The organism is Dethiosulfatibacter sp., assembly GCF_983023055.1.
Window position 1 is genome coordinate 1 of sequence record NZ_CEZJXU010000048.1, and the last position, 6,154, is coordinate 6,154.

Annotated in this window: 5 protein-coding genes; 4 read left to right on the top strand and 1 reads right to left on the bottom strand. The window is 35.7% G+C overall.

Going from position 1 to position 6,154, the window contains the following annotated elements; all coding sequences use genetic code 11:
* Positions 1-1,790 (bottom strand): ABC-F family ATP-binding cassette domain-containing protein (locus AC3AX0_RS03145; protein WP_487548853.1); only part of this gene is annotated, 1,790 nt, incomplete at its 3' end.
* Between the two features lie 190 nt (positions 1,791-1,980).
* Here AC3AX0_RS03145 and AC3AX0_RS03150 point away from each other — a divergent pair.
* The 4 genes from AC3AX0_RS03150 (at position 1,981) to groL (ending at position 5,822) form a co-directional block, all read left to right on the top strand.
* Positions 1,981-2,625 carry a redox-sensing transcriptional repressor Rex gene (locus AC3AX0_RS03150; RefSeq protein WP_487548854.1) on the top strand — a complete coding sequence of 215 codons (645 nt, stop codon included), beginning with the start codon at positions 1,981-1,983 and terminating at the stop codon, positions 2,623-2,625.
* A 171-nt stretch (positions 2,626-2,796) separates the two neighbouring features.
* Complete coding sequence (locus tag AC3AX0_RS03155) at positions 2,797-3,693, top strand: DNA-3-methyladenine glycosylase family protein (RefSeq protein WP_487548855.1); 897 nt, start codon at positions 2,797-2,799, stop codon at positions 3,691-3,693.
* Between the two features lie 193 nt (positions 3,694-3,886).
* Complete coding sequence (locus AC3AX0_RS03160; RefSeq protein WP_487548856.1) at positions 3,887-4,168, top strand: co-chaperone GroES; 282 nt, start codon at positions 3,887-3,889, stop codon at positions 4,166-4,168.
* A 16-nt stretch (positions 4,169-4,184) separates the two neighbouring features.
* Positions 4,185-5,822 carry a chaperonin GroEL gene (gene groL, locus AC3AX0_RS03165; protein WP_487548857.1) on the top strand — a complete coding sequence of 546 codons (1,638 nt, stop codon included), beginning with the start codon at positions 4,185-4,187 and terminating at the stop codon, positions 5,820-5,822.
* Positions 5,823-6,154 lie beyond the last annotated feature (332 nt).

Genomic DNA, 6,154 nt, shown 5'->3' on the forward strand with positions numbered 1-6,154 from the left:
AGGCAAAGCTGTTTCTCAAGTTCTGCGACTTCTTCTTCAAGATTGTGTATTGAATCTTCAATTTCCATTATCTTTTTCTTAAGTTGTTGTCTTTCTCTGATGCGTTCACGTTCTTTTTTTGCATTGTTCTTAAGTTCTGTTTTTGTTATTCTGTTTTCTGTTTCTTCTTCAACATCGGACATATTCTTTTTATAGTAATAGTAATCGTAGTCTCCCAGATACTCTGCCATATTAGTAGAATCCATTTCAAGTATTTTTGTAACTGTTTTGTTCAGAAAATACCTGTCATGAGAGATTATTAGTATTGTGCCGGTATAGTCAGAGATAGTTTTCTCAAGTACATCCTTTGAGTCAATGTCCAAATGGTTTGTAGGCTCGTCCATAACTATGAAATTGGTATTGGAAAGCATTAGTTTCAGTAGTGACAGTCTGCTTTTTTCTCCTCCACTGAGATTATTAATGGTTTTAAACAAGTCATCATTGAAGAAATTGAATCTGGCAAGGTAGCCCCTGATCTCATGTACTTTTAGTCTAGGGTATTCGTCCCAGATTTCATCCAGTACTGAATTGTCAGGATTGAGTCCGGAAAGCTCCTGGTCGAAGTAGCCTATGTTTACATTGTGTCCAAAGCTGTATTCACCTGAATCGGAAATTAGCTGTTCAGTAACAATCTTTACTAGGGTTGATTTCCCCACGCCATTTGGACCTATTAGTCCTATCTTATCACCTTTGTATATTTTGAAATCGATATTTTCAAATACTTTCTCTTCTTCAAAAGATTTTGATAAATTATTAACGAAAAGTACGTCGTTTCCACTTTCAATTCCAGGGGTAAACCGTATGGAAATTTTGTTGTTTTCTTCTTCGGGTTTTTCAACACGTTGAATATTTTGAAGCATTTTTTCTCTGCTTTTTGCCTGCTTAACCTTCTTGTCTCTTCCGTTTGAAAGAAATTTTGAAATTATTTCCTTTTGTCGCTGTATTTCCTTTTCTTGGATTATGTATTTTTTTCTTTGAAGTTCTAGATTTTCTGAACGTTTTTTAATAAAGTAGCTATAGTTGCCGTTGTATTGTGTAATGCTCTCGTTGTTCAGAAACAGAGTCTTGGAAGTAACACTATCAAGAAAATACCTGTCGTGGGAAATTAGCAGAACAGTGCCTTTGTAATCCTTGATGAATTTTTCCAACCATTCAACCGACTTTATGTCAAGGTGGTTGGTGGGCTCGTCAAGAAGAAGTATGTCAGGAGAGGAAAGAAGAAGTCTTGCAAGCATGACTCTGTTTTTCTGACCGCCGCTGAGTTTTGTTATGTTTTTACTGAAATCATCATGTCTGAAGCCAAGTCCGTTAAGGACGCCTTTTATTCTACTTTGATAGCTGTATCCGTCCAGTTTTTCGAATTCGTCATTGACAGTAGAGTATTCTTCCATTATAACATTCACATCTTCTTCACCTGAAGGATTGCTCATTTTGGCTTCCAGGTTTCTAAGAAGATTTTCCAGGTCCATTATATGTTGGAACACTTCTTCTATGATACTGTATATTGTGTCGCTGTCTGCGAAATTATCTATCTGTTTCAAATATCCAAGTTTTTTTGCCTTGTTCACATAGACGGTACCGCTGTCATATTCAAGTTCTGAAGTGAGGATGTTGAATAAAGTTGTCTTGCCGGATCCATTTAGACCAATTAATGCTACCTTTTCGTTTTCATTTATGGTAAAATTTAATTTGTCTAGTATTTTTGTGGCTGAATAAGACATGGTTAGTTTTTTACAAGATATATCAATCATTTAATCACCATCATATAGTATATTTATAAATAGGGTGGTTGTAAAGTGTATTTATGATTCTGTTATAAGATTTGCTTAAGCAGTATAAAAAAAACGAGTGGTAAATGACGCTGAAATTTGGAATAATTTGTTAAAAGTATTGAAATATTACCCGAAAATTGTTAAAATATTATCTAAGTGAGGTGTAAGTATGGGGAAAGAGAAAAAAATATCAGATGCAGTAATAAGACGACTACCTAAATATTACAGATATTTGGGAGATCTACTGGAAAAAGGAATTAATAGAGTATCATCAAATGATCTTAGTAAAATGACAGGATTCACCGCTTCGCAAATCAGGCAGGATTTAAATAATTTTGGAGGATTTGGACAGCAGGGTTATGGATATGATGCGATAAATTTGAGAGAAGAAATAAACAAGATACTTGGATTGAACCAAAAATTCAGAGTTGTAATTGTTGGAGCAGGTAACATAGGCCAGGCAGTTGCAAACTATGCAGGGTTCTATGAAGAAGGATTTGAAGTCTTGGCTTTGTTTGATAAAAATCCAAAGCTTATAGGATTGAGAATCAGAGATATAGAAATCAAGGACTTGGATGACCTGCCGGTTTATCTTGATGAGAATGAAATAGATATGGGTGTAATATGTACACCAAAGGCTGTAAGCCAGGATGTGGCTGATATCTTGACTTCACACGGAATCAAGGCAATATGGAATTTTGCTCCTACAGATATAAAAGTTGAAGAAGATGTTGCAATTGAACACGTGAGGATGAATGAAAGTCTTTATACATTGGCTTATTACTATAAACAAAAAAATGATTCAGAAGAATAAAACTCGTGTATACGAGTTTTTATTTTTGCTTAAGAAAGTTAAAATGTGCAAAATTCCTTGAATCGTTGGTATTTTGCGGTTAAGGAAACTTTCTACGCAGACAACACTCGCACACGAGAATGACGTGACGTAGTCACTTTGTTCTTATAAAAAATTCATTTGGAGGATTTATTGGTAGTTAAATATTATGAAAATAAAATTGAAATAGAAGATATTAGTGATTTCATACCAAAACATGTATTCGACTGTGGCCAGTGCTTTAGATGGATTGAAGAACCGGATGGCAGTTATACAGGTGTTGCATATGGAAAAGTTGTAAATATTGGCTTTTTTGAAAACCGTCTTGTCGTTAACAATACTAATAAACAGGATTTTGATGTTATATGGAGTGATTATCTAGACCTTTCTAGGGATTATGGAAAGATAAAAACTCATATTAATATTGACAAAAACATGCATGACGCCATAAATTTTGGAAGGGGAATAAGAATACTCAACCAGGATGAATGGGAAGTCCTCATAACATTTATAATATCTGCAAACAATAGGATACCCATGATAAAAAATGCAGTGGAAAATCTTTCTGTCAAATATGGAGAAGAAATAGGTAGCTTCAGAGGGAGGAAGCATTATTCCTTTCCTACACCTGAATCACTAGCGAAAGCGGATCTGGATGAAATAAGAAGCTGCAAGGTGGGATTCAGGGACAAATACATACTGGCTGCTGCAAAACATATTGCGGATAACAGGGAATGGCTTTATTCTCTTAATGAACTGGGATATAAGAAAGCTTCAGAGGAACTAAAAAAACTTAAAGGAGTAGGGGACAAGGTTGCCCACTGTATCCTTCTTTTTTCAATGGGTAAATATGGAGCTTTTCCCGTAGATGTATGGATTAAAAGAATAATGACTACTCTTTATGAGGATGAAATAGCCGAGGATGGAATTGGAGAATTCGCTTTTAAGAACTTTGGCGACTATGCAGGGTTTGCGCAACAGTATCTCTTTTACTATGGAAGAGAAAACAATATAGGCAAAAATAACGAAAAACATAAGAATGCGAAGTAAATAAAAGAAATATAGCGTATTGTGGAGATGGTTGAAGTAAAATGATGAAATTGGATAAAATTGGCTGAAATTAAACTATAACTGCATTTGAAACTTTATCTTTATTGAAGTATCATATTCATTGTAAGCTTTAGCACTCACCTGATACGAGTGCTAACAAATAAGAAAAAATACAGGATTATATGGAGGTAGTATGAATATTAAACCTTTAGGTGAAAGAGTAGTAATAAAAATGCTTGAAGCTGAAGAAAAAACTCAAAGTGGAATAGTTTTGCCGGGAACTGCAAAGGAAAAACCATCAATAGCTGAAGTTATAGCTGTTGGAACAGGTATCCTAAATGATGATAAGATAAAAGATGAGATAAAAATTGGTGACAAGGTAATAATATCCAAATATTCAGGAACTGAAATTAAGTTGGATGGAAATGAATTTACAGTATTAGAGCTAAAAGATGTTTTAGCAATAGTAGAATAAGGACGAGGTGTAGAAAATGGCTAAACAGATTAAATTTAATGAAGAAGCAAGAAGATCTATGGAATCAGGTATCAACCAACTGGCTGATACAGTAAAGGTTACTTTGGGACCAAAAGGTAGAAATGTGGTACTTCAAAAATCATTTGGATCACCTTTGATTACAAATGATGGAGTTACTATAGCAAGAGAAATAGAACTTAGCGATCCATATGAAAATCTTGGAGCACAGCTTGTAAAAGAAGTTGCAACTAAGACTAATGATGTAGCCGGAGACGGAACAACAACAGCTACGCTGTTGGCTCAGGCAATTATCAGAGAAGGTATGAAAAATGTTGCTGCAGGTGCTAACCCGATGATACTCAAAAGAGGTATTCAAAAGGCTGTTGATGCTGCGGTTAAAGAACTAAAAGGATTTTCAAAGCAGGTTGAGACAAGCGAAGACGTTGCACAGGTTGCATCGATTTCAGCTGCAGACGAGTTCATAGGAAAGCTTATTGCTGAAGCAATGGATAAGGTTGGAAAAGAAGGCGTTATAACTGTAGAGGAATCAAGAACTATGGATACTGATCTTGATGTAGTTGAAGGTATGCAGTTTGACAGAGGATATCTTTCTCCATATATGGTATCAGATGCAGAGAAGATGGAAGCTAACCTTGGTGATGCATACCTTCTAATAACAGATAAGAAAATCACTAATATCCAGGATATTCTTCCAGTGCTTGAGAAAATAGTACAGCAGGGAAGACCCCTACTTATAATAGCTGAAGATATAGAGGGAGAGGCTCTTGCTACTCTTGTTGTAAACAAGTTGAGAGGAACATTCAACTGTGTAGCAGTTAAGGCTCCAGGATTTGGAGACAGAAGAAAAGAAATGTTGAGAGACCTTGCAATACTTACTGGAGCTCAGGTAATTTCAGAAGAGCTTGGATTTGATATCAAGGAAACTACAGTAGATATGCTGGGATCAGCAAAATCTGTTAAGGTTGACAAGGAAAACACAACAATTGTTGATGGAGCAGGAACTGAAGAAGAGATTAATGAGAGAGTTAAGCAAATAAAGGCTCAATACGAAGAAGCTACTTCAGAATTTGACAAGGAAAAACTTCAGGAAAGACTTGCCAAGCTTTCAGGCGGAGTTGCAGTAATTAATGTTGGTGCTGCTACAGAGACTGAAATGAAGGAAAAGAAACTTAGAATAGAAGATGCATTGAATGCTACAAGAGCTGCTGTTGAAGAAGGAATTGTTTCAGGTGGTGGAGTTGCACTTCTAAACACTGTAAGAGCTGTTGAAAAGGTTGCTGATGAGCTTGAGGGAGATTCAAGAACTGGTGCTCTTATAATAATGAGAGCTCTTGAAGAACCAGTTAGACAAATCGCTATTAATGCAGGACTTGAAGGATCTGTAATAGTTGATAAGATTAAAAACAGCAAACTTGGAATGGGATTTGACGCTTTAAATGAAACCTATGTAAATATGATGGATTCAGGTATAGTTGACCCTACCAAAGTTACAAGATATGCACTTCAAAATGCAGCATCTGTTTCAGCAATGGTCCTTACTACTGAAGCAGCTGTTGTTGACGAACCTAGTGACAATGATCCAATGGGCGGTATGCCAGCCGGTATGCCAGGTGGTATGCCTGGAATGATGTAAGCAATCCCTGAGGCACTGTGATTTAAGAAACAATAAAGGTTGTTCATGAGTTTATTGACTTATGAACAACCTCTTTTTTTAGCAATACAAAAGATGGCCATTTGGCCATCTTTATATTTGGGTTTTGATTTTATCCAAGCATTATTTATACTTCTCAATTTTACTTACTTTAAAATTGAGAATACTCTTATATGTTTATATACAGGTTGTTTGATTTTGCAGCCAATAAATTTTTTCGGAAGCAGCATTGCCGCATTTTCCAACCCCTGCATATATTATGTTTTTTATTTTTCGATTTTTCGCCCCTGGCAACTTCGTTGGGGATCTACAGA

Bases quoted from the DNA above. Each gene is read 5' to 3' on its own strand.
- AC3AX0_RS03150 (WP_487548854.1), top strand. From the start codon at position 1,981: ATGGGGAAAGAGAAAAAAATATCAGATGCAGTAATAAGACGACTACCT.
- AC3AX0_RS03160 (WP_487548856.1), top strand. From the start codon at position 3,887: ATGAATATTAAACCTTTAGGTGAAAGAGTAGTAATAAAAATGCTTGAA.
- groL (WP_487548857.1), top strand. From the start codon at position 4,185: ATGGCTAAACAGATTAAATTTAATGAAGAAGCAAGAAGATCTATGGAA.